This is a genomic window from Streptomyces blattellae, assembly GCF_009709555.1.
In the GTDB taxonomy this organism is placed as follows: Bacteria; Actinomycetota; Actinomycetes; order Streptomycetales; family Streptomycetaceae; genus Streptomyces; species Streptomyces blattellae.
Genome location: NZ_WJBG01000253.1, coordinates 159,436 through 181,383, shown reverse-complemented (window position 1 = coordinate 181,383; position 21,948 = coordinate 159,436). Strand labels below are relative to the sequence as shown.

Genomic DNA, 21,948 nt, shown 5'->3' with positions numbered 1-21,948 from the left:
CCGGCTCCAGCACGCCGACGCCCCCTCAATCCCCGCTGCCCCACATCTCGCCGACTCGATCATCTGTGTCAATTGACGCGTTGCAGCGGCAATGCGGTTCTGGCCAACGGTCGGTGTAGTCCGGCAATGGGGAATTTGAGTCACCCCGCACCCGATTCCAGTTGCTGCTTTCGGTAAGTCCATTACGGAGCTGGGAAGTTGTAGCGCATCCGGGTACCCGGCCCGCCGAAGCTCGCGGCCGATACGCTCTCCGGCATGCTGTCCGAGCCGCCGCTCAGCAGGATTCCGCCCATGGCGGCCCCGCCGGTCCCGCTTGCGTAGTCGGCTGCCCCGGCGACCGGGTTGCCGTGCACACGGACGTCCTGTTCGGCGAGCGCGCGGGCGTGCCGGGCGAGGGTGTCGGCGGTGGCGCGGTCGCCGGTCACCGTGCGCGCGGATGCCCGCATGCGCCCCACGGCAGGCGCGCGCCGCTGGGCCGTCGCAGCCTGCGCCCTGAGCCCGGCTGCCGCACGTTCCGCCGGCCCCGCTGCCAGCAGCCGCTCCGCCTCCGCCAGCCGCGTACGGGCCTCGCTGCCCACCGCACGCCGGTGCGTCACGACGAACCCGTCGGCAAGGGCGACCGAGGCGCGGGCGGCGAGCAGGGCGGCAGCCGGCAGGACCCCGGTCTGCCCCGACGCCACCGGCACGACCGCCCGCACGATACGGCGCAGGGCGTCCAGCGGATCGTACGGCCCACCGGTCAGCTCTTCCCTTACGGCAGCCAGGACGGTGTCAGCATGCCGAATCCGTGCCCGGAGCTCACCGACCGGCATCTCTGGGACGCCGCCCGCCTGATCGATGGGAAGCCCTGAGATCAGCGCCGTCGCGTCTGCGCCGCCCGCCCCACCGCGGGCCGGTGAGCCTGGGCTGCCCGGCCCTCCACCCGTTGCCGCGTCCGCACTGCCGTCGGTCGGCGTGCTTGCGCCACCTGCCCGGCCGTCCGCCTCCGTCAGCCGTCCCCGTGCCTCCGCGACCTCCGCCTCCGCCCCCGCGAGGGCGGCCGGGACGATGTCCGCGGCCTCTGCGAGGGCCTGGGCCAGGTGGTCGATGTCGTCAAGGAACACCGCGGCCTGGGCGACGGCACCCTCGGCGGCGCGCAAGTGTGGTGCCGCGCGGCCGGACTCGCCGGAATCGGCGGCCTGGCGGGACTCGTTGAGGTGCGAGGTGGCGAACAGCAGGCGGTCCTTGGCCTGTTCGACATATCCGGTGACGGCGGCGGTCGCCGCGTGGGCGTACCGCTGGGCGAGGTCGGCGAGGGTGGCCTGTGCGGCACCCGTGCGGCCCGTCAGTTCCCGGAACCGGGTCTCCGCGATCTCCAGTGCCTCGCTCACGCCCTGTTCCATGCCACGCAGTTGGCCGAACCCGGCGGCCTCCGCGTCCAGCCGCCGCCCCGCCTCCTGACACCGCCCGACGATCCCGGCGAGCGCATGCCGCCGGGACGTCCCCTCGGCCGGGACCCCGTCGTCGTACTGCTGCCGCATCCGGAAAGCGGCCGACAACTCGTCCTCCGCGTCCCGCACGGCTCGCGCGAAGGGCGCCACGGCCGCCGTGCCGAACCGGGCCTCCACGAACCCGAGTTCCTCACGGCTGGTCCGGACACAGTCATCGGCCTCGACCAAAGACGCCCGTGCGCGCTCGTCCAGTTCGGCGAGGGGCGACGGTGTGATGACGGCGGGGATGCCGCCGGGCGTCGTACGCGTCCGGGTCCGCTGGATCCGCCGGGTCCGCCGGGTCCGCCGGGTTCGCCGTACAAACGCGTACCCGGCGAGCGCGACCGCCGCAGTCGCCGCGACGAGCGGCAGAACGAGGTCGGCGGTGGACGTCTCTTCCTCTTCCTGCGCCACATGCGCGGCTTGCACGACGGTCCCCGCCCGGACTGTCGGAACCGGATCACCGGCACTGATCGTCATCCCCGGCAGCACAAGCCACACCAGCCCGGCCGCACTGCCCAGCACGGCATGCGCCACCCGCACGGATATGTGCGAGGCGGCACGCCGTCGCCGGTTCCGGATCAAGGATGACGTCACATTTCGGAGCGTATGACCGGGTATGCGGGCGCGCGAGCGGGGGGCGTCGAGTGGGGTGGGGCTTCAGAGAGGGAGGGGACACGGGGGATGGACGAACCGACGACAGACACGGAGGACGCGGCAGACACGGCGGACGCGGCGCACGCAACGGACAGCACGGCGGACAGCACGAGAGACAGACCCGTGACTGCTGCGCAGGACGAACCTGAAACCGCCAGCCGTGAGGACACCCCCGAGGGACTGCCCGCACCTGACGACGAAGGCCGCACGCGCGGTGCGGATGGGAAGAAATGGCCACGCCGTACCCGCCGCACCCTGCTCGCCCTCCTCCTGCTCGTCCTCCTCCCCACCCTCACCGTCGAAACAGCCCTCTACATCAACTACACCGGCGACATCGCCCCCGGCACCCGCACCCGCAACCGCGACGCGATCTGGCTCGGCCACGCCTGGGTGGACGGTCGTAAGAAGGACGCCGACGTCACCGCACTGGCCCGGCAGCTCAGCACCACCGGCATCAGGGACCTCTACGTCCACGCAGGCCCCCTGGAACACGACGGCACGCTCCCGGAGTCGTCGTACCCGAGGGCCCGTTGGTTCATCGACGCGGTGCACGAGGAGATGCCCGGTATCCGGGTGCAGGCCTGGCTCGGTGACGTCCTGGCCACCGAGAGCCCCGACGGCATGCGCCTGGAGCGGCCGGAGACGCGCGCGGCGGTCGTCGGCTCCACCCGCCAGATCCTCGCGGCCGGCTTCGACGGCGTCCACTTCGACCTGGAGCCCCTCCACTCGGACGACGGGAACTACCTCACGCTGCTCGACTCCCTGCACCGCGTCACGAGCGCCCAGAACGCGCCCCTCTCCGTCGCCGCCCACCAGATCGACCCGCTCCCGGGCTTCCACTCCTTCTGGGGCGCGACCACCGGCCACCCGAAGTGGTGGTCGCAGAAGTTCTTCGGCCAGGTGGCCCGCCGTGTCGACCAGATCGCCGTCATGTCGTACGACACCATGCAGCCGCTGGAGAGCACCTACGGCGGCTATGTCGCGCAACAGACCTCCCTCGCCCTGGAGGTCACCCCTGAGTCCACCGATCTGCTGATGGGCCTGCCGTTCTTCCACGAGAACCGCTTCGGCCACTGGGCGCACGCCGAGACCGTGCCCGCCGCCGTCCGCGGCGTCCGCCTCGGGCTGTCCCGCACGGACGCGGACCGCGTCAACTTCGGAGTGGCCCTGTACGTGGACTTCGCGGCCACGGAGGCGGACTGGACGGCGTACGAGAAGGACTGGGTCCGTTAGAAACCACCTGCGACCCGGCGCACCGCACTGCGACGATCTGCCGGATGACCACCACCCGCAGACACCTCACCCGCAGACACCTCACCCGCGACGACCTCGCCCCCCTCGCCCGCGCCGCGACCGGCCGCGCCCTCACCGGCGTCACCCGGCTGCGCGGCGGCACCAGGAAGGGTGTCTACCGGCTCACCCTCGACGGCGACACCACCGCCGTCGCCTACGTCTGGTCGCCGGACGAGGACTACTGGGACGCAGGCCCCTCCGACCCCCGCGACCCCTTCTCCGCCGGCACCGGCCTCGACGTGTTCACCGCCGCCCACGACCGACTGGCCGCCGCGGGCGTCCGCACCCCGCGCCTCCTGTACGCCGACCCCGCCATGGACGCCGTGGTCGTCGAGGACATGCGGGGCGGCAGTCTGGAGGAGGCCCTGGAGCGGGACCCGGTCACCGGTCGCGGCGCGCTGGAGCGGCTCGCCGCCCAGCTCGCGACCCTGCACGCGCAGGAGGGCCCCGCCTTCGGCAAGGTCGGGCTCGTCGACAACGGCGGGACCTCGTCGTCGGATTCCGCCGCCGAGCGCGTCACCGCGGGCGCCCTGCGCCACATCGAGCAGGCCGCCGTACGGGAGGAACGGATCGCCGCCGTACGCGAGGAGCTCGAAGAGACCGTACGACGGCTCGCGGCGGCCGTCCGGCCCCGCACCCGGCACACCCTCATCCACGGCGAACTCGGCCCGGACCACGTCCTGCTGGACGCCGACGGCCGGCCCGCCCTCATCGACATCGAGGGGCTGATGTACTTCGACGTGGAGTGGGAGCACGCGTTCCTCGAACTGCGCTTCCACGACACGTACGACGCCCTGTGCGCCCCCGGCCTCGACGAGGACCGGCTGCGCCTCTACCGTCTCGCCATGCGCCTGAGCCTCGTGGCGGGCCCGCTGCGGCTGCTCGAAGGCGACTTCCCCGAGCCGGGGCCGATGCGGGCGATCGCCGAGCACAATCTGCGCCGCGCCCTGGAACTGATCGGACGCCCGGCACCGGAACCGGCAACGGAACCGGAACCGGAACCACCCGCACCCGCACCCGCGCCTGCACCCGCACCCGCGCCTGCACCCCGGATGTGAGCACCCGGCGCCCGGGCGCGGCGCGTCGTCGGCAACCGCTCAGACGCGCCGTCTGATCTTGTTCCCGAGCCACACCAGCGGGTCGTACTTGCGGTCAACGGCCCTTTCCTTCAACGGAATCAGCGCATTGTCCGTGATCTTGATGCCCTCGGGGCAGACCTCCGTGCAGCACTTGGTGATGTTGCAGTAGCCGAGACCGTGTTCGTCCTGGGCGGTGCTCTTGCGGTCCAGGCCGGACTCGGTGGCGGCGTCCAGCGGATGCATGTCGAGTTCCGCGACCCGCATGAGGAAGCGGGGTCCGGCGAACGCCGGCTTGTTCTCCTCGTGGTCGCGGACCACATGGCAGGTGTCCTGGCACAGGAAGCACTCGATGCACTTGCGGAACTCCTGCGAGCGGTCCACGTCCTCCTGCATCATCCGGTACTCGCCGGGCCCGAGACCGGCGGGCGGTACGAAGGACGGCACCTCGCGCGCCTTGGTGTAGTTGAAGCCGACGTCCGTGACGAGGTCGCGGACGACCGGGAAGGCGCGCAGGGGGGTGACGGTGATCGTCTCCTCGGGCGTGAACACCGACATGCGGGTCATGCACATCAGCCGCGGGCGGCCGTTGATCTCCGCCGAGCACGAACCGCACTTGCCCGCCTTGCAGTTCCAGCGGACGGCCAGGTCGGGCGCCTGGGTGGCCTGGAGGCGGTGGATGATGTCCAGGACCACCTCGCCCTCGTTGACCTCGACCTTGAAGTCCTCCAGGCCGCCGCCCTCGACGTCACCCCGCCACACCTTGAAACGGGCCTCGTAGCTGCTCACTCGTAGAGCTCCTCTTCGGCGAGGTACTTGACCAGCTCCTCCTTGTCGAAGAGGGCGAGCAGGTCGGAGCGGATGGGTTCGGTGGTCTCGCGCAGCAGGTCGATCTGGCCGCGTACCGGGTCGGTGGCCGCCAGCCCTCCGGTGGGATCGGCCAGTTGGCACAGCAGGTTGACCGGGCGCCATGTGCGTTCCATCGCCGGATGGTCCTCGCGGGTGTGGCCGCCGCGTGACTCCGTGCGCTCCAGCGCCGCCCGTGCCACGCATTCGCTGACCAGCAGCATGTTCCGCAGGTCCAGGGCGAGATGCCAGCCCGGGTTGAACTGGCGGTGGCCCTCCACGCCGGCCCGCCGGGCCCGTACGCGCAGCTCAGCGAGGGTCTCCAGCGCCTGCTCCATCTCGCCCTCGCGGCGGATGATGCCGACCAGGTCGTTCATGGTCTGCTGGAGTTCCTGGTGGAGGGTGTACGGGTTCTCGGGCGTGCCCTCTTCCGGGCTCTCCGCGGAGAACGGGCGCAGGGCCTCCGCCGCCGCCGCGTCGACCTGGACATCGTCCACGGGGGGACGCTCGAAGGCCTGCGCCGCCGCGTACTCGGCCGCGTGCCAGCCCGCCCGGCGTCCGAACACCAGCAGGTCGGAGAGCGAGTTGCCGCCCAGCCGGTTCGAGCCGTGCATGCCGCCCGCCACCTCACCGGCCGCGTACAGCCCCGGCACACCGCGCGCCGCCGCCGTGTCGGAGTCGACCGCGATGCCGCCCATCACGTAGTGACAGGTCGGCCCGACCTCCATCGCCTCCGCCGTGATGTCGACGTCGGCCAGCTCCTTGAACTGGTGGTACATCGACGGCAGTCGGCGCTTGATCACCTCGGCGGGCATCCGCGTCGACACGTCCAGGAACACGCCGCCGTGCGGGGAGCCGCGTCCGGCCTTGACCTCGGAGTTGATCGCGCGGGCGACTTCGTCGCGCGGGAGCAGCTCAGGCGGGCGCCGGTTGTTGTCCGGGTCCTCGTACCAGCGGTCGCCCTCCTCCTCCGACTCGGCGTACTTCTCCTTGAAGACGTCGGGGATGTAGTCGAACATGAACCGCTTGCCCTCGGAGTTGCGCAGCACCCCTCCGTCGCCGCGCACCGACTCCGTGACGAGGATCCCCTTCACCGACGGCGGCCAGACCATGCCCGTCGGGTGGAACTGCACGAACTCCATGTTCAGCAGCGGTGCGCCCGCGAGCAGTGCCAGCGCGTGCCCGTCGCCGGTGTACTCCCACGAGTTCGACGTCACCTTGAAGGACTTGCCGATACCGCCCGTCGCGATCACGACGGCGGGCGCCTCCAGGACGAAGAAGCGGCCGGTCTCACGGTCGTAGGCGAAGACCCCCGAGACCCGGCCCGCGGCGGAGCCGCTACTGGATGCTGTGTCCTTGAGCACCCGGGTGACCGTGCACTCCTGGAAGACCTTCAGCCGGGATTCGTAGTCGCCGGTCTCCTTGAAGTCCTGCTGCTGCAAGGACACGATCTTCTGCTGGAGCGTACGGATCAGTTCGAGCCCGGTGCGGTCGCCGACGTGGGCGAGGCGCGGGTACTCGTGGCCGCCGAAGTTGCGCTGCGAGATGCGGCCGTCCTTCGTACGGTCGAACAGGGCGCCCCAGGTCTCCAGTTCCCAGACCCGGTCGGGCGCCTCCTGGGCGTGCAGCTCGGCCATCCGCCACTGGTTGAGGAACTTGCCGCCGCGCAGGGTGTCACGGAAGTGCACCTGCCAGTTGTCGTGCGGGTTGGCATTGGCCATCGCGGCGGCGATGCCGCCCTCCGCCATCACCGTGTGCGCCTTGCCGAACAGCGACTTGCAGATCACGGCCGTACGGGCGCCCCGCTCGCGCGCCTCGATCGCGGCCCTGAGGCCGGCGCCCCCGGCACCGACCACGACGACGTCCCACTCCTGCCGGTCCACCACGGACATCAGAAAAACCTCGGATCATCGAAGGCGCCGGACGCGACGAGATACACGTAGAAGTCGGCGAGCGCCACGCTCACCAACGACGCCCAGGCGAGCAGCATGTGACGGTTGTTCAGCTTCCCCACCCACTGCCACATGCGGTAGCGCACGGGATGCCGGGAGAAGTGCTTCAGCTTGCCGCCCACGATGTGCCGACAGGAGTGGCAGGACAGGGTGTACGCCCAGATCAGCACGATGTTGGTGAGGAACACCAGCGTGCCGAGGCCCATGTGGCCCCACTCGTAGTTTTCGTCGGTCCCGCCGCGGAAGGCGAGCACGGTGTCGTACGTCAGGATCCCGGCGACCAGGAGCGCGGCGTAGAAGAAGTACCGGTGGATGTTCTGCAGGATCAGCGGGAAGCGGGTCTCACCGGAGTACTTCTTGTGCGGCTCCGCCACCGCGCAGGCCGGGGGCGAGGCCCAGAAGCCCCGGTAGTAGGCCTTGCGGTAGTAGTAGCAGGTCAGGCGGAAGCCGAGCGGGAAGATCAGGATGATGATCGCGGGGGAGATGCCCCACCAGCCGCCGAAGATCTCCCAGTTGGGGCCGGCGTGCATCGGCTCGCAGCGCTCCGCCAGGCAGGGGGAGTAGAACGGCGAGACATACGGCGCCGCGTAGTAGTCGGCGTCGGCGAAGGCCCGCCAGGTCGAGTAGACGATGAACGCGAGCAGACCGGCCGCCGTGGCGGCGGGCGCCAGCCACCAGCGGTCGGTCCGCAGATGCGGGGCGTCGATCGCGGCGCGCGTACCGGTGCGTACGCCGCCGCCTACGGGATGGGGTTCAGTTGTCGGTGGTTCCGTGCCAGTGGCCAACTCATTGACTCCGGTCGGTTCGATCGGATCGATCGGTTCGAGGATTCAGATCGATCGGTTCGATCGGTGCGGGGGTTCGAGGGTTCAGGGGGCATGGCGGTCACGGGCGCCGAGTCCCTCGTCGTCCGTGTCGATCCACAGAGAGTCGTCGTACGGGGTGTCGGGGATGGTGACGAGGTCGGGGCGCTTGGGTGCCGTGGCGGCGGAGGTCGCCGCTTTCAGCAGCGCGGCGCTCTCGCGCAGGTGATCGCAGTCGGTGCGGACCCGGCGGATGTCCAGCCCGCCGCTGCCCATCTGCTGTTCCAGGCGGCTGACGGACCTGGACAGGTCGTCGAGGCTGCGCTGGATGGACGTCAGTTCGTCGTGCACGGACATGACGTTTCCTCACTTCCGTAGGCCGGGCGGCCCTGGGCGGCAACGTTCATGCGCCTGCGAGTGTTGCGCGTCACACCTGTCGGTGGGAAGCCGTCTGCACCGATTGGCTGAGGTCCGTTGGGCCGAGCGGGTGGGCTTCCGTCGCCACGTCGCCGTGTCGCACTGCGCTGCCGAACCCTTTCCTTTTAGGTGGCCGCATACGTGTGATCAGCTCCATATACCGCCAAAAGTGATCGTAACGCCCTGTGGCCCCCGGAGGTAAGAGATGTCCCGTCCTCAGCTGCGGTTGGGCAGCGCCCCGAAGGGGCGCGGGACTGCAATCGATTTCCGGCTACCGCTGGGCGGGCGCGACCAGCCACGACGTGCCCGCAGCCGATCGACGGCCGTGCGCGCCACCGTGGCCGTCGCCAGCGCGAGCGCCCTCGCGCTGACCGGCTGCAGCTCCGAGGACCCGGCCGGCAAACCGCTCGCCGGGCAGGACATCGCGCCCGCCGCCCGCGCCCAGATCGCCGACGGCGGCACCCTGCGCTGGGCCGTGGACTCCGTACCGGAGACCCTGAACACCTTCCAGGCCGACGCCGACGCCACCACCACCCGCGTCGCCCAGGCCGTCCTGCCGTCGATGTTCCGGCTCGACGCGAAGGGGAGCCCGCAGATCAACCCCGGCTACCTGGAGTCCGCGAAGGTCGTCGACACCGAGCCCAAGCAGGTCGTCCTCTACAAGCTCAACCAGCAGGCCGTCTGGAGCAACGGCCGGGAGATCGGGGCGCCCGACTTCGCCGCCCAGTGGCGGGCCCTGTCCGGCAAGGACAGCTCCTACTGGACCGCCCGTAACGCCGGCTACGACCGCATCGAGCGGATCCAGCGCGGCGCCAACGACCTGGAGGTCAAGGTCACCTTCACCCGGACCTACGCCGACTGGCGGTCGCTGTTCACACCGCTGTACCCGAAGGAGGTCATGGGCACGCCGGACTCCTTCAACGACGGGGCGCGGCGCAAGCTCAAGGTCACGGCGGGTCCCTTCATGGTGAAGAAGATCGACCGCAAGGCCGACCGGATCACCCTCACCCGTAATCCGCGCTGGTGGGGGCGGCCCACCAGGCTCTCCCAGATCGTGCTGCGCTCCGTACCGCGCGACGAGCGGGCCGAGGAGCTGGCCGAGGGCAAGCTGGACCTCGCCGAGATCGAGCCCGACCTGTCGCGGCGCATCGTCCTCGCCGCCCGTCCGCAGGGCACCGGCACCCCGCTCCAGGGCCCCGACGGCTCGGACGACTCGGCGGCCCTGCGCCGCTTCGAGGTCCGCAAGTCCTTCGAGCCCGCCTACACCCAGCTCGCCCTCAACGGCGCCGACGGCCCGCTCGCCGACGAGCGCGTCCGCCGTGCCGTGGCCCGCGCCCTCGACCGCAAGGAACTCGCCGCGGCTGCCCTCAAGCCGTTGGGCCTGCCCGCCGTACCCGTCGGCAGCCATCTCGCCCTCTCCGGCCAGGCCGCCTACGCCGACAACAGCGACGCCCTCGGCGGCCAGGACACCAAGGAGGCCCAGGCGCTGCTCGCGGACGCCGGATGGGTGCGGGGCGGCCCCGTCGAGGAGCAGCAGAAGAAGAAGGGCGGGAAGGCGGCTGGCTCCGAGCGAAAGAAGTCCGAGGACGAATCGCCGGGCGGCGACGACGGGACGTACATCGTCGGCGAGGACAACGGCGAGGACAACGGCCAGGACAGCGGCCAGGACAACGGCGAGGACAGCGGCCAGGACAGCGGCCAGGACAACGGCGAGGACAACGGCGAGGACAACAAGGCGCGTGCGGCGGGCCACAAGGCGCCGGGCGAGGCCGACCGGGAGAAGAAGCACCCCGAGAACGGCAACGAACACCTCGCCCAGGACGGCAGGCAGCAGCTGAAGCCGGGCGGTGCGCCCGGTGCGTACGCCCCCATGGGCACCGCCGCCCCCGCCGCCGCCCCGGCCGCGCCGCTCGCCAAGAACGGCAAGCCGCTCACCCTCACCTTCGTGCTCCCGTCGGGCGACGGCTCCGCGACACTGCGTACGGTGGCCGACCGGATCCGCCGGATGCTGGACCGGGTGGGCGTCCGCACCGAGCTGAAGAAGGTCTCCGACGACAGCTACTTCAAGGACCACATCGCCTCCGGCGAGTACGACCTCGCCCTCTACTCCTGGCCCTCCTCCGCCTTCCCCGCCACCGACGCCCGCCCCATCTACGCCAAGCCCGTCCCCGCCGCCGACGGCTCCCTGAACGTCGAGCAGAACTACACCCGCGTCGGCACCGACCAGGTCGACCAGCTCTTCGACCAGGCCCTCTCCACGCTGGACGAGTCCGAGACCCGTGCCCTGATCCGCAAGGCCGACTCCCGCATCTGGGCCACCGCCGCGTCGATCCCCCTCTACCAGCGCCCCCAGCTGACGGCAGCCAAGAAGAACGTGGTCAACGCGGGAGCCTTCGGGTTCCAGACGCCGGTCTATGAGGACATGGGGTTCTTGAAGGAGGGGGCGAGGGCGTCGGCGAGCGCGTCGTCCAAGGGGTGAGGTGCCTGGCCGGGAGCTGCTCCACGATCGGGTGATCCCACGGCTGATGGAGGGCAAAAGGACCCCCTGAGGGCATAGCGTTGATGCTATGACGTGGGGTATCGTCGAATCGGAGCCGGAGGTCGCCGAGTGGCTGGCCGGGCTTGACGACAAGCGCTGGGCGCAAGCCCTCATGCATCTCGACTTGCTGGAGCAACGGGGAGTCCATCTCGGTGAGCCGTACACGCGTCAGCTCGACGGCAAGCTGCGAGAGCTGCGCTTCTACTGCGGCGGCGATCGCGTAAGGATCACCTACTGGATCGCGTCCGGGCGCCGATCATCATGCTCACCGTGTTCCGCAAGTCGAGGATGCAGGAGTTCGCCGAGGTCGAACGTGCGCGTCAGGCCATGAAGCGATGCCAGGCCGAAGGCCACACCGTGGACGAGGAGGAGCTGTGACGGAGACCGCGCGCACCAGCCTCGCCGAGGCCCGCGGGGCCCGGGCCATGACCCCCGAGATCGAGGAGGAGTACGCGGCGGCACAGCTGCGCTTCGCGCTCGGTGAGGCGGTCCGCAAGCAGCGTCAGGACTTGGGGCTGTCCCAACGAGAGCTCGGACGCCGCGCGGGGATGACCCAGTCGGCTGTGGCCCGCTTCGAGGGCGGCGGCACCGTACCGACGATCCCGGTTCTCGACCGCCTGGCCCGAGCCCTCGGCCTCGAACTGAGGGTGGAGCTGGCACGACAGGCCAGGAGCGCTTGACAAGCCTTTGTTTCTCACGAGAAGCGCCGCCCGGATAGTGACCGACTATCTGGGCGGCGCTTCTGCGTCGGAACCGTCCGGCTACGACAGGCGTCAGCCGTGCTTGGCGCGGCTCGCGGCGCGGGCGCGCTCGCGGGCGTCCAGGTTCACCTTGCGGATACGCACGGCCTCCGGAGTGACCTCGACGCACTCGTCATCGCGGCAGAACTCCAGGGACTGCTCCAGGGAGAGCTTGCGCGGCGGGACGATCGACTCGGCCACATCGGCGGTGGACGACCGCATGTTGGTGAGCTTCTTCTCCTTGGTGATGTTGACGTCCATGTCGTCGGAGCGGGAGTTCTCGCCGACGATCATGCCCTCGTACACCTCGGTGCCCGGCTCCACGAACAGCACGCCGCGCTCCTGGAGGTTGGTCATCGCGAACGCGGTGACGGCACCGGCGCGGTCGGCGACCAGCGAGCCGTTGTTACGGGTCTGCAGGGTGCCGAACCAGGGCTCGAAGCCCTCGTGGATGGAGTGTCCGATGCCGGTGCCGCGGGTCTGGGTCAGGAACTCGGTCCGGAACCCGATGAGACCGCGGGAGGGGACCACGAACTCCATGCGCACCCACCCGGAGCCGTGGTTGGACATGTTGTCCATCCGGCCCTTGCGCACACCCATGAGCTGCGTGACCGCGCCCATGTGCTCCTCGGGCACGTCGACGGTCATGCGCTCGACGGGCTCGTACATCTTGCCGTCGACGTCCTTGGTCACGACCTGGGGCTTGCCGACGGTCAGCTCGTAGCCCTCGCGGCGCATCGTCTCGACCAGGATGGCGAGCGCGAGCTCACCACGGCCCTGGACCTCCCAGGCGTCGGGTCGCTCGGTGTCGAGCACGCGGAGGCTGACGTTACCGATCAGCTCGCGGTCGAGGCGGTCCTTCACCTGGCGGGCGGTGACCTTGCGGTCCTTGACGGCCGTCTTCGCGTCGGCGCCCTTGCCGGTGCCGCCACGGCCGACCAGCGGGGAGGTGTTGGTGCCGATGGTCATGGAGATCGCGGGCTCGTCGACCGTGATCAGCGGCAGCGGGACCGGGTTCTCGGTGTCGGCGAGGGTCTCACCGATCATGATGTCGGGGATACCGGCGACGGCACAGATGTCACCGGGACCGGCCTTCTCGGCCGGCTTGCGGGTGAGCGCCTCGGTCATCATCAGCTCGGAGATACGGACGTTGCTGATGGAGCCGTCCCGCTTGATCCACGCAACCGTCTGTCCCTTCCGCAGCTCGCCCTGCTCGACACGGAGCAGGGCGATACGGCCGAGGAAGTTGTCGGCGTCGAGGTTGGTGACGTGGGCCTGGAGCGGGGCGGCCTCGTCGAAGGTCGGCGCCGGGATGTGCTCCAGGATGGTGGAGAAGAACGGCTCCAGGCTGGTGGAGTCGGCCGGGACCGTGCCGTTGTCCGGCTTGGTCAGCGAGGCGATGCCGTCACGGCCGCAGGCGTAGACGATCGGGAACTCGATCTGCTCGTCGTCCGCGTCCAGGTCGAGGAAGAGGTCGTAGGTCTCGTTGACGACCTCGTCGATACGGGCGTCCGGCCGGTCCGTCTTGTTGATGCAGAGGATGACGGGGAGGCGGGCCTGCAGCGCCTTGCGCAGCACGAAGCGGGTCTGCGGCAGCGGCCCCTCGGAGGCGTCGACGAGAAGAACGACCCCGTCCACCATCGACAGACCGCGCTCGACCTCGCCGCCGAAGTCGGCGTGGCCGGGGGTGTCGATGATGTTGATGGTGATGACGTCCCCGCCGGCCTTGGGGTGGTACTTCACCGCCGTGTTCTTGGCGAGGATCGTGATGCCCTTCTCACGCTCCAGGTCGTTCGAATCCATCATGCGGTCGTCGACGGTGTCGAGCTGGTGGGCGGCGAAGGCACCGGCCTGCTTGAGCATGGCATCGACGATGGTCGTCTTGCCGTGGTCGACGTGGGCGACGATGGCTACGTTACGGATGTCGTGGCGCGTGGCCATGATGTGGCGTACTCCCGGAGTGGTGAGGACGGCCTACGCGTACGTCTGTGTCACGCGGGCCCTGCCGGGCGGAACGTGCCACGGCCTCACCCCATGGTACGGGGCCTAGGCAGGGACTGCTTTGCGAGCCTCGGCGCGAGCCCAAGGGCCTGCTTGGCCGGTGCTGGCGGCTGAGCGCCGTCCGCCTTGGAGGCTCAGCCAAGCTCCTTGTTGCGGGGTGAGGTCGGCGACTGCTGCCTTACCGCTTTCCTCAGATCTAGCTCAAATCTTGGTTCCCGCTGATCCCGCCCATGTAGTTTGACCTAGCCCTGCCAAGCGACGCAGGGCTACGGGGTGCATGGCTGCTCATAGGGGTGGTCATGCCGAATGAACGGGGAACGACCATGGGTAAGAGGCTGATATCGGTAGCAGCGGCCACCGGCGTTGCTGCTGCTTCCCTCGTGGTACTCGGACCGGTGACCACAGCAGGCGCCGCGCCGATCGTCTGCGAGCCGGGATACAAGAGTGCCAAGTGGAACGACCTGAAGACGAGCTGGACGATCACCCACGCCAAGCAGATCCACATCGCCAGCGGTAGCACGGGTACCTACACCAAGTCGGCGACCTACCGCAAGACGGTCACGTCGGGCCGTGAGGTAACGGGAGGCGCCAGCTACTCGGCGAGCTGGGTCATCTCCAGCATGGATGCCCACGTCTCGGGGACCTTGACCAAGTCGGGGGAGAAGACCAAGGAGACGAGCGAGTCCGTCACCCACAACTTCAACAAGTCGGGGACTTACGTCGTCTTCAACGGGGTCAAGAAGGCGTCCGGCTACTACACGGCCAAGACCTGCAACACGAACGGCACCGGCTGGACGAGGGAGGGCTACGGGAAGGCGCGCAGCTGGGTTGTCCGGGCGGAAGGTGCCGTCAAGTGCAGTGAGACCCCGGGGACGGGTACGGCTCCGCGTGCCGCCAAGAACGCCTACTGCTGACAGCGCTGTCGACCAGGCTGTCTGACCCGGTGGCGGGCTGACCGCCGCGCAATGTCCGGTGACCCACGGCCGGGCCTCTTGTCAGAGGCCCGGCCGTGGTGCGTCCGGAGCTGGACCGGATGGGGCGACCGGAAAGGCATGCAGGGTTTTCCCTATACCGCGACCGTGAGGGCCATGACTGATCGCGCCGACGGCTTCGCAACGTTAGGGTAGCCGGAATGCGTGGCCGACTGAGTGGGTTGGTTGCGATTTGCCCCGCTTGCGGCGTCGAGGGTGCTCCTCCGCTGCCGAGCGCAACTGATTTTCCGTCAGCCTGTCCGATATCCGGACTGTCGATGTCGATAGTTGTGTAACAAGTCCGTTTCGCAGGGATCTTTCGTCAAACTGTTTGTCCGGATTTTGGAAGAAGTATGCGCAAGGTGTGATCGAACCGAGACCTTGGGGGTGTGGTTCGGTCTTAGCGCATGGCAGATAGTTAGGCGCGTAGAGCTCGGGTCGACGAGTCATGCGCCGCAGGAGGCGCCGACTCACGAGCCTGCGGTGCGCACTTGACCTTCTCCGTACTTGTTGTCGGTGGGATGTCGTGTGTGCCCTCTTGCGGTGAACAACAGGACTCATGAGGAGGAACCCCATGCGTGGTGCCAGAAGCGCCAAGTGGGTCGCGGGGGCGATAGTCATTGCCCTTGCCGCGACTGCCTGTGGAGGCAGCGACGACGACAGCGGCGACGACAACGACTCCGGCAAGGCTGGTGGCACCTTCAGGATGGGCATCACCGAGCCGGTGGCCATCGACCCCTACAACGCTCAGGAGTCCGAGGGCATTCTGGTCACGGACAACCTCTTCACGGGGCTGTATGAGCCGACGTCGGACGGCGAGGTCGTTCCGGCCCTGGCCACCTCGAAGGAGGTCAGCTCCGACGGCAAGACGTGGACCTTCAAGATCAAGGCCGGTACCAAGTTCTCCAACGGTGAGCCGGTGAACGCCGAGGCGTTCATCCGCGGTTGGAGCCGCGTGGCGCAGAAGTCGGCGGCGTCCGACGTGGCCTATCACATGGCGGGCATCGCGGGCTTCGACGACGTTCAGGCGGGCAAGGCGGACACCCTCTCCGGGCTCAGTGCACCGGACGAGAACACGCTGCAGGTGAAGCTCTCCGCCCCGGACTTCGAGTTCGACATCAAGACCTCGCACACCGTCTTCAGCCCCGTGCCGGAGGCTGCAGGCGATGCCAAGAACAAAACCTACAACGAAGCCCCCATCGGCAACGGCCCCTTCAAGATGCAGGGCAAGTGGGAGCACAACAAGTCGATCACGCTCGTCCGTAACGACGACTACGGTCTGACGAAGGCTCAGCTCGACACCGTCCAGATCGACATCCTCAACGCCAACAACGGTGTGACGCTGGAGTACCAGGGCTTTGAGTCGGGCCAGTACGACTGGGCCCGTATGCCCACCCCGCAGCTGCCGACCGCCAAGGCCAAGTACGAGCCGCAGGATGAGTGGATCCAGCAGGACACCAATGGCATGAACTACCTCCTGCCGATCACCGACAACGGTCCGATGAAGGACCAGAAGGCACGTGAGGCGGTCTCCTACGCGATCGACCGGGACGCCATCATCAAGGGCGTCTTCCAGGGCATGTACACGAAGTCGACGACGATCCTGCCGCCGGTCTTCCAGGACGTGTACCAGAAGGACCTGTGCACCTCCTGCATCAAGCAGGACAAGGCCAAGGCCAAGCAACTCGCCTCCGAGGCCGGCTTGGAGCCGGGCAGCACTCTCGAACTCGCCTACAACACCGGCTCCGGCCACGAAGAGTGGATTCAGGCCGTCCAGCAGCAACTTGAGGACGTCCTCGGCGTCAAGGTGACAGCCACCGGCAAGCCGTTCGCTGAGCTGCTCGAAGACCAGCAGAAGTCCGGGGCCACGGGCCTGTACCGCTACGCCTGGGGCGCTGACTACCCGACGCCGGACAACTACCTGTTCCCGTTGCTGGACACCGCGTCCATCAACAAGGACTCCTCCGGCAACGTCACCGGTGACAACCGGAGCCGCTACAGCAACAAGGCGTTCGACGACCTGGTGGCCCAGGCCCGTGCGAGCAATGACCCGGCGGCCCGCAACGAGCTCTACAAGCAGGCGGAGAAGGTCGCTATGGACGACATGGCCCTGATCCCGCTGTGGAACCGCACCCAGTTGCGTCTCGCCAACACCAAGGAGTTCGCCAACATCGAGATGGACTTCCACGAGAACCCGAACCTCGCTGAGATCAGCCAGAAGTAATCGGGCGCCGCGTGTATCGCGGCATCGACGACCGGGGCCGTGGTACCGATCTGGACTCGGTACCACGGCCCTCGACGACCGTCGGGAGTGGTGCGATCCACCCGCCCGCCCTACCCCACCACCCCCACCACCCTGGGGTGAGGGCGCTGCTCAGTAAGAGGCAGCGAGGCAGAGAGGCAAGTCATGGGAAGGTATGTGGCCCGCAGGCTGGGCCAGTTGATCGTGGTCGTGCTCGGCGCAACGATGATCCTGTTCGCGTGCCTGTTCGTGCTCCCGGGAGACCCGGTTGGGCAGATCGCAGGCAGCGACAAGGCACGTGATCCGGCTGTGATCAAGCAGCTGCACGAGCAGTACGGGCTCGACGAGCCTTTGGTCGTGCAGTACGGCAACTACGTGGGCAATCTCGTGACGGGAGACCTCGGCGAGGACTACACGCAGGGCCGACCGGTCACTGAGATCCTCGTACCGAAGCTGGGCAACACGGCGAAGTTGGCCGTCTTCGCCATCGCGATCGACATCGTCATCGGCATAGCTGTCGGTGTGGTGGCCGCGATGCGTAGATACTCGATCTGGGACGTGTCGGCGACCTTTGTCACCACCTTGGCGATCGGCGTGCCCTCAATCGTGCTCGGCATGATCATGCAGCGCTTCTTCGTCGTGGAACTGAACTGGTTCCCGCTGATCGCCGACGGCAGCTTCAAGTCGATGGTGCTGCCGGCCGTGACACTGGCGATCATCGATGCCGCGCTCGTGGCCCAGCTCGCCCGGAGCGCCATGCTCGAAGTCCTGCGAGCCGACTACGTCAAGACGGCCGTGGCCAAGGGACTCTCTCGACGGACGGTGCTCTTCCGTCACGTCCTGCGGAACTCGGTCATTCCCGTGATCACCTATCTGGGCATCTCCTTCGGCACGCTGCTCGGCGGCGCGATCATCACAGAGACGATCTTCAACTGGAACGGCATCGGGCTCGCGCTGATCCAGGCGATCCAGCAGAACAACAACCCCATCATCGTGGGGGTGGTGACGATCAGCGTGGCGGTCTTCGTTCTGCTGAACCTGGTCGTGGACCTGCTGTACGCCGCCCTCGACCCGCGTATCCGCCTTGCCTGACCCGCAGGGTCGCCCCCATCTAGGAGTCACACCATGACCGAACTCGTCACGGGTACGGGAGAGCCGACAGCGGCCGATCCCACCGCGGCCAAACAGGGCGCCGAACCCAGTGTCGCCCGGGTCAGCCAGTGGGCCGACATCCGGCACCGCTTCTTCGCCAACAAGCTGGCCGTGGTCGGGCTGGCGATCATCGTTCTGCTCATCCTCACCGCCGTATTCGCGCCCCTGCTGGCACCGCACGATCCGCTCCGGCAAGATCTGAACGCCACCCTCCAGTCCCCGGGCTCCGGGCACCTGCTCGGCACCGATGCACTCGGCCGGGACCAGCTCTCCCGCCTCATATACGGCAGCCGCATCGCGGTGATCGTGGGCCTTGCCTCGATCTTCGTGGCGCTTTCCATCGGCATCGTGCTGGGCGCTCTGGCCGGCTACTTCGGCCGCTGGGTGGACACGGTGATCATGCGTACGGCGGACATCTTCTTTGCTTTCCCGTTGCTCATCGGCGCCATCGTCATCATCCTGCTGATGGGCCGTGGCGTGCTGCCTGTCGTGCTCTCGCTGGGCGTCTTCCAATGGGCGACCTTCGCCCGCCTGCTGCGCAGCCAGATCCTCTCCGTGCGCGAGATGGACTTCGTGCACGCCGCCCAGGCGCTGGGAGCGAGCCGGAGCCGCATCATCCGAAAGCACATCCTGCCCAACTCCCTGACGTCGGTGCTGGTGTACGGCACGAGCAACGTGGGCATCGCGATCGTGGCTGAGGCATCGCTGTCGTACCTGGGTGTCGGCGTTGACCCCGAGGTCGCGGAGTGGGGCAACATGATCTCCGCCGGCCGTGGGTTCATGGGGGCCAAGGACTTCATGTGGACCTACCCGAGCATCGCGATCGTCATCACCGCCCTGGGCTTCGTCCTGCTGGGCAACGGCCTGCGCGATGCGCTCGACCCGAAGCTCCGGTGAGGCGCAGCCATGAGTCGACCCCCCTTGAGCAAGCAAGACGAAGGTGACGGCATGACCAGCCTGGATTTGGTCCCCACGAACGCGGGGGTGGACGCGACCGCGCCGCTCCTCGAAGTCCGCGACCTGCACGTGGAGTTCAAGGTTCGCGACGCTGTGACCAAGGCGGTCAACGGCGTCAACTACAGCGTCAACGCGGGCGAGACGCTGGCTGTTCTCGGCGAGTCGGGTTCCGGCAAGTCCGTCACCGCGCAGGCCATCATGGGCATCCTGGACAGTCCTCCCGGACGCATCGCCAAGGGCGAGATCTTCTTTCAAGGGCAGGACATCCTCAGCCTGTCGGAGAAGGAGCGTCGCAAGCTGCGCGGCTCCAAGATGGCGATGATCTTCCAGGACGCGCTTTCCTCCCTCAATCCGGTGCTCTCCGTGGGCTTCCAACTCGGCGAGATGTTCCGGTCACACCTGGGCATGTCCCGCAAGGACGCCAAGGCCAAGGCGATCGAGCTGATGGACCGGGTGAAGATCCCGGCCGCCGCGGCGCGGGTGAACGACTACCCGCACCAGTTCTCCGGCGGTATGCGCCAACGCATCATGATCGCCATGGCGCTGGCCTTGGAACCGGACCTGATCATCGCCGATGAGCCGACGACTGCCCTCGACGTCACTGTCCAGGCCCAGGTTATGGACCTGCTCGCGGAGTTGCAGCGCGAGTACAACATGGGCCTGATCCTGATCACGCACGACTTGGGTGTGGTCGCGGACGTCGCTGACAAGATCGCAGTGATGTACGCGGGCCGGATTGTCGAGCATGCTCCGGTCCACGAGTTGTACAAGCGCCCCGCGCACCCTTACACGCGTGGCCTGCTCGACTCGATCCCGCGCCTCGACCACAAGGGGCACGAGCTGTACGCGATCAAGGGTCTGCCGCCCAACCTGCAGCAGATTCCGCCCGGTTGCGCCTTCAATCCGAGGTGCAGCAGGGCGCAGGACATCTGCCTGACCGAAGTACCGGCGCTGGCCCCTGTGACGGAGCGGGACGGCACGGAGTTGGTGGGCCGCGGCTCCGCGTGCCATTTCTGGAAGGAGACGCTCCATGGCTGAGCTCAGCAAGAACGACGAGCCGATCGACGCCACGCCGAACGTTTCCCTGGTGGAGGCGGTGGACACGCACTCCGAGTCGGAGGCGGTGGAGGTCATCGAGGCACCGGTCGAGCGAGGAGAGCCGATTCTCCAGGTCCGCAACCTGGTCAAACATTTCCCGCTGACGCAGGGCATCTTGTTCAAACGGCAGATCGGCGCCGTCAAAGCCGTCGACGGCATCTCCTTCGACCTGTACCAGGGCGAGACCCTGGGGATCGTGGGCGAGTCCGGCTGCGGCAAGTCGACGGTCGCCAAGCTCCTGATGAACCTGGAGCGGGCGACGGCCGGCGAGATCTTCTACAAGGGCCAGGACATCACCAGGCTGTCGGGGCGCGCGCTGAAGGCGGTCCGGCGGAACATCCAGATGGTGTTCCAGGACCCGTACACCTCGCTCAACCCGCGTATGACGGTCGGCGACATCATCGGTGAGCCCTTCGACATCCACCCAGAGGTGGCCCCGAAGGGCGACCGGCGCAAGCGGGTCCAGGATCTGCTGGACGTCGTAGGCCTGAACCCGGAATACATCAACCGCTACCCGCACCAGTTCTCCGGCGGCCAGCGTCAGCGCATCGGCATCGCGAGGGGGTTGGCTCTCAACCCGGAGATCATCATCTGCGACGAGCCGGTCTCCGCGCTGGACGTGTCGGTCCAGGCGCAGGTCATCAACCTGATGGAGCGACTGCAGGACGAGTTCAACCTCTCCTACATCTTCATCGCGCACGACCTGTCGATCGTCCGGCACATCTCGGACCGGGTCGGGGTGATGTACCTCGGGAAGATGGCCGAGATCGGCACGGACGAGCAGATCTACGACCACCCGACGCACCCCTACACCCAGGCGCTGCTCTCCGCGGTCCCCGTTCCGGACCCGGAGGCCCGCGAGCACCGTGAGCGGATCATCCTGACCGGCGACGTCCCGTCCCCGGCCAACCCGCCGTCCGGCTGCCGCTTCCGCACCCGCTGCTGGAAGGCGCAGGACAAGTGCGCCGAGGAGGTCCCGATCCTCGCCGTCCCCGAACGGTTCCGCAGCGAGGACACCCCGGCCGCGCACGAGTCGGCCTGCCACTTCGCCGAGGAGAAGGACGTCGTCCACGCGGCCTGACCTTTGACGTGGCGGTCCCCGGCGCTTCAGCGAGTGCCGGGGACCGGCTGTGTCTGGGGGTGCTCTCCCTCCCGCCGCCCTCGGTGATCTGCTCCGCGCTGCTCGCTCCTCCGGCCCGGCTCCTCGGCTAAGAGGCACCGGCAAAAGCGAGTCACCGGTGTGACCAGGGGATGAGGCCGCTGTCCGACATGACTGTCTCTGCCACATCCCTGTCTCCGTCCGATGACCCTCGTGTGGCGGTCCCGCGCCGGCTGGTCACTGCCAATCGCTCAGCGCAGTGGGACTCCTTCAACTCGTCCGGGGTGAGTGTGCTTTCGGTCCATTTGGTGAGTCTGTCGAGGGGCATACCTGGTCTTTCGCGCTCAGAGGCAGTCGAAGGGCGGAATGATCCGGGTGATGGCGATGAGGCGCAGTCGGGGCACCGGCAGCGCGTAGAACCAGCCGTCGGAGAGCAGCGGGATGCGGCGTACGCCGCCGGGAACGCCTCGGCGGGGTCCCTCGCCGATGTCCGTCACATCGACGCCGACCTCGGCGAGGGCAACCAACTCCGACGCGAGACGTTCGACCTCATCGATGATGTGCTTTGGGAACCCGGCCGCGACGTGTTCGGCGTCCGGGTCGTATTCCCAGCGCCAGGCTTCTTCGTCCCCCATG

At 68.2% G+C, this 21,948-nt stretch carries 17 protein-coding genes and 1 pseudogene; 11 read left to right on the top strand and 7 right to left on the bottom strand.

Annotated features, from left to right (window positions below; all coding sequences use genetic code 11):
- Positions 1–182: 182 nt before the first annotated feature.
- Positions 183–1,949 carry a hypothetical protein gene (locus GFH49_RS39165; RefSeq protein ID WP_230396736.1) on the bottom strand — a complete coding sequence of 589 codons (1,767 nt, stop codon included), beginning with the start codon at positions 1,947–1,949 and terminating at the stop codon, positions 183–185.
- A 300-nt stretch (positions 1,950–2,249) separates the two neighbouring features.
- Between GFH49_RS39165 and GFH49_RS39160 the strand changes: the two genes are divergently transcribed.
- Positions 2,250–3,359: a glycoside hydrolase family 18 protein gene (locus GFH49_RS39160; RefSeq protein ID WP_155060816.1), complete on the top strand. Its 1,110-nt coding sequence runs from the start codon at positions 2,250–2,252 to the stop codon at positions 3,357–3,359.
- A gap of 44 nt (positions 3,360–3,403) precedes the next feature.
- Positions 3,404–4,477, top strand: coding sequence for a phosphotransferase family protein (locus GFH49_RS39155; RefSeq protein ID WP_155060815.1), 1,074 nt, complete (start codon positions 3,404–3,406; stop codon positions 4,475–4,477).
- A 39-nt stretch (positions 4,478–4,516) separates the two neighbouring features.
- Here GFH49_RS39155 and GFH49_RS39150 read toward each other — a convergent pair whose 3' ends face one another.
- From GFH49_RS39150 to GFH49_RS39135, 4 genes are all read right to left on the bottom strand, one after another.
- A complete protein-coding gene (locus GFH49_RS39150; RefSeq protein WP_155060814.1) occupies positions 4,517–5,284 on the bottom strand; it encodes a succinate dehydrogenase/fumarate reductase iron-sulfur subunit in 768 nt (255 codons plus the stop codon).
- A complete protein-coding gene (locus GFH49_RS39145; RefSeq protein WP_155060813.1) occupies positions 5,281–7,233 on the bottom strand; it encodes a fumarate reductase/succinate dehydrogenase flavoprotein subunit in 1,953 nt (650 codons plus the stop codon). Before GFH49_RS39145 ends, GFH49_RS39150 begins: the two co-directional genes overlap by 4 nt.
- Positions 7,233–8,078, bottom strand: coding sequence for a succinate dehydrogenase subunit SdhC (sdhC, locus tag GFH49_RS39140; protein ID WP_155060812.1), 846 nt, complete (start codon positions 8,076–8,078; stop codon positions 7,233–7,235). The genes GFH49_RS39145 and sdhC overlap by 1 nt, the downstream gene beginning before the upstream one ends.
- Positions 8,079–8,162: 84 nt before the next feature.
- Complete coding sequence (locus GFH49_RS39135; protein ID WP_155060811.1) at positions 8,163–8,453, bottom strand: Rv0250c family protein; 291 nt, start codon at positions 8,451–8,453, stop codon at positions 8,163–8,165.
- A 265-nt stretch (positions 8,454–8,718) separates the two neighbouring features.
- On the opposite strand from GFH49_RS39135, the gene GFH49_RS39130 reads away from it, so the two are divergent.
- The 3 genes and pseudogenes from GFH49_RS39130 (at position 8,719) to relB (ending at position 11,732) form a co-directional block, all read left to right on the top strand.
- Positions 8,719–10,992 carry an ABC transporter family substrate-binding protein gene (locus tag GFH49_RS39130; RefSeq protein ID WP_155060810.1) on the top strand — a complete coding sequence of 758 codons (2,274 nt, stop codon included), beginning with the start codon at positions 8,719–8,721 and terminating at the stop codon, positions 10,990–10,992.
- Positions 10,993–11,080: 88 nt separating this feature from the next.
- Positions 11,081–11,245: pseudogene (locus GFH49_RS41340) on the top strand (type II toxin-antitoxin system RelE/ParE family toxin); the annotation flags it as partial.
- Positions 11,246–11,426: 181 nt separating this feature from the next.
- A complete protein-coding gene (relB, locus tag GFH49_RS39120) occupies positions 11,427–11,732 on the top strand; it encodes a type II toxin-antitoxin system RelB family anti-toxin (protein WP_155060809.1) in 306 nt (101 codons plus the stop codon).
- A gap of 93 nt (positions 11,733–11,825) precedes the next feature.
- Here the strand turns inward: relB and typA are convergent, their stop codons facing one another.
- Complete coding sequence (gene typA, locus GFH49_RS39115) at positions 11,826–13,733, bottom strand: translational GTPase TypA (protein ID WP_155060808.1); 1,908 nt, start codon at positions 13,731–13,733, stop codon at positions 11,826–11,828.
- A gap of 455 nt (positions 13,734–14,188) precedes the next feature.
- On the opposite strand from typA, the gene GFH49_RS39110 reads away from it, so the two are divergent.
- From GFH49_RS39110 to GFH49_RS39085, 6 genes are all read left to right on the top strand, one after another.
- On the top strand, positions 14,189–14,707 hold the full coding sequence (locus GFH49_RS39110) for a hypothetical protein (RefSeq protein WP_155060807.1): 519 nt from the start codon (positions 14,189–14,191) through the stop codon (positions 14,705–14,707).
- A 631-nt stretch (positions 14,708–15,338) separates the two neighbouring features.
- The gene (locus GFH49_RS39105; protein WP_196218294.1) at positions 15,339–16,988 is read left to right on the top strand and encodes a peptide ABC transporter substrate-binding protein; all 1,650 of its coding nucleotides are present in this window, start codon (positions 15,339–15,341) and stop codon (positions 16,986–16,988) included.
- Positions 16,989–17,171: 183 nt separating this feature from the next.
- Positions 17,172–18,098 carry an ABC transporter permease gene (locus GFH49_RS39100; RefSeq protein ID WP_155060805.1) on the top strand — a complete coding sequence of 309 codons (927 nt, stop codon included), beginning with the start codon at positions 17,172–17,174 and terminating at the stop codon, positions 18,096–18,098.
- Between the two features lie 33 nt (positions 18,099–18,131).
- Positions 18,132–19,055: an ABC transporter permease gene (locus GFH49_RS39095; protein ID WP_155060804.1), complete on the top strand. Its 924-nt coding sequence runs from the start codon at positions 18,132–18,134 to the stop codon at positions 19,053–19,055.
- A 51-nt stretch (positions 19,056–19,106) separates the two neighbouring features.
- Positions 19,107–20,153: an ABC transporter ATP-binding protein gene (locus GFH49_RS39090; protein WP_155060803.1), complete on the top strand. Its 1,047-nt coding sequence runs from the start codon at positions 19,107–19,109 to the stop codon at positions 20,151–20,153.
- A complete protein-coding gene (locus GFH49_RS39085) occupies positions 20,146–21,294 on the top strand; it encodes an ABC transporter ATP-binding protein (RefSeq protein ID WP_155060802.1) in 1,149 nt (382 codons plus the stop codon). The genes GFH49_RS39090 and GFH49_RS39085 overlap by 8 nt, the downstream gene beginning before the upstream one ends.
- A 362-nt stretch (positions 21,295–21,656) precedes the next feature.
- Here GFH49_RS39085 and GFH49_RS39080 read toward each other — a convergent pair whose 3' ends face one another.
- The gene (locus GFH49_RS39080; RefSeq protein WP_155060801.1) at positions 21,657–21,947 is read right to left on the bottom strand and encodes a hypothetical protein; all 291 of its coding nucleotides are present in this window, start codon (positions 21,945–21,947) and stop codon (positions 21,657–21,659) included.
- Position 21,948: the final 1 nt, after the last annotated feature.